Consider the following 1,356-nt stretch of genomic DNA (forward strand, 5'->3'; position numbering starts at 1 on the left):
GGCGAGCCGCTCCTGCGCCTTGGCGCGGGCGCGCGCGACGTCGGGCTCGTCGAACTTCGTCAGCGAATAGGCCGCCGCGCGATAGTCGGCGCGCGCCTGCGCGAGATCGCGTCTCATCTCATAGATCTGGCCGCGGCCGGAATGGGCGCGGACATTGTTCGGATTGATCTGGATGGCCGTGTTGTAGTCCTTCAGGGCGGCGTCGAGGTCGCCCTTCATCATGCTGACGTCGGCGCGATTGTTGACCGCGAACACGTTCTTCGGCTGTTTCTCGATCAGGCGGTTGCAGTCGGCAAAGGCCTGATCGAACTTGCCCATCATGCCGTAAGTGATGCAGCGGTTGCCGGCGATCTGCGGTGCGGCCGGGTCGATCTTCTCGGCCTCCGCAAAATCGGCGATCGCACCGTCGAAATCCTTCATCAGCGTGCGCGCGCGGGCACGATTGGTCCAGGCGAGCAGGAATTTCGGCGTGTACTTGATCGACAGGCTGAAATCGTCGAGCGCACTTTGCAGCGCACCTCTGCGCGCGTGGATGACGCCGCGATTGTTGTAGGGGACACCATAGGCAGGACGCTTCTGGAGGGCGAGATTGTAGTCCGCCATGGCGAGGTCATCCTGCCCCTTGCGCTCATAGGCAAGGCCGCGCAGGTTGAGGGCGATGACGTAGTCCGGATCGAGATCGACCGCGATGGACAGGGTCTCGATCGCGTGGTCGTAATCGCGCTTGTTGATCAGCGTGTTGCCGCGCACGGAGAGCGCGATCGCCTTGTCCTTGCCGCCGAGCTTGTCGACCTTCAGCAGATTGTCGCAGGCGCTGGCGCGGGCCTGCGCCTCCGCCTGGCGGTCGCGGCAGGTGGCGAGGTCGTCGGCTTGCGGGTCCGCCGCGGCGCTCGACACGCCGGCGGCCAGGATGACGAGGATCAGTGAAACGACGCCCAGCATGTTGTCAGGCCTGCTCCAGCCACCAAATTCTTCTTGAGTCGATCATCGATCGCACCGGTTCATCTAGCGCGGAGTTCCCGGTCTCGCCAAGCGGCTGTCGCCGGACTGTCCCGCGCGGCTCATTTCACAGACTCGTGTCCGTCCCGCCGTAACAATCGGCGGCTGCGTCCGTACCTCGCATGATGCGAAAGGGCGGCCGGACAACTGTTCGTCCGGCCCCGATCGCCCTAGACTGTCAGACCTTCCGAAAGAGGATCCGCCATGCGCAGACCTGCCCTCGCCTCCCTGCTGGCCGCCACCACCGCCCTGACGCTTGCCTTTGCCGCGCCGTCCCGGGCTGCGGAGGACGCGGTCGTGATCCCCGCCCCCGCCATGGACGCGGCACCAGCGAGCGGGATCCAGACCGCTGTGGTC

At 65.5% G+C, this 1,356-nt stretch carries 1 protein-coding gene and 1 pseudogene; one reads left to right on the forward strand and one right to left on the reverse strand.

Annotated features, from left to right (window positions below; all coding sequences use genetic code 11):
- The coding region (locus MOV74_RS38350) for a tetratricopeptide repeat protein (protein ID WP_246932734.1) at positions 1–942 on the reverse strand (942 nt) is incomplete at its 3' end.
- Between the two features lie 261 nt (positions 943–1,203).
- Between MOV74_RS38350 and MOV74_RS38355 the strand changes: the two are divergent.
- Positions 1,204–1,356: pseudogene (locus tag MOV74_RS38355) on the forward strand (peptide-methionine (S)-S-oxide reductase); the annotation flags it as partial.

It is taken from the genome of Bradyrhizobium sp. SHOUNA76 (assembly GCF_023006445.1).
Taxonomy (GTDB): domain Bacteria; phylum Pseudomonadota; class Alphaproteobacteria; order Rhizobiales; family Xanthobacteraceae; genus Bradyrhizobium.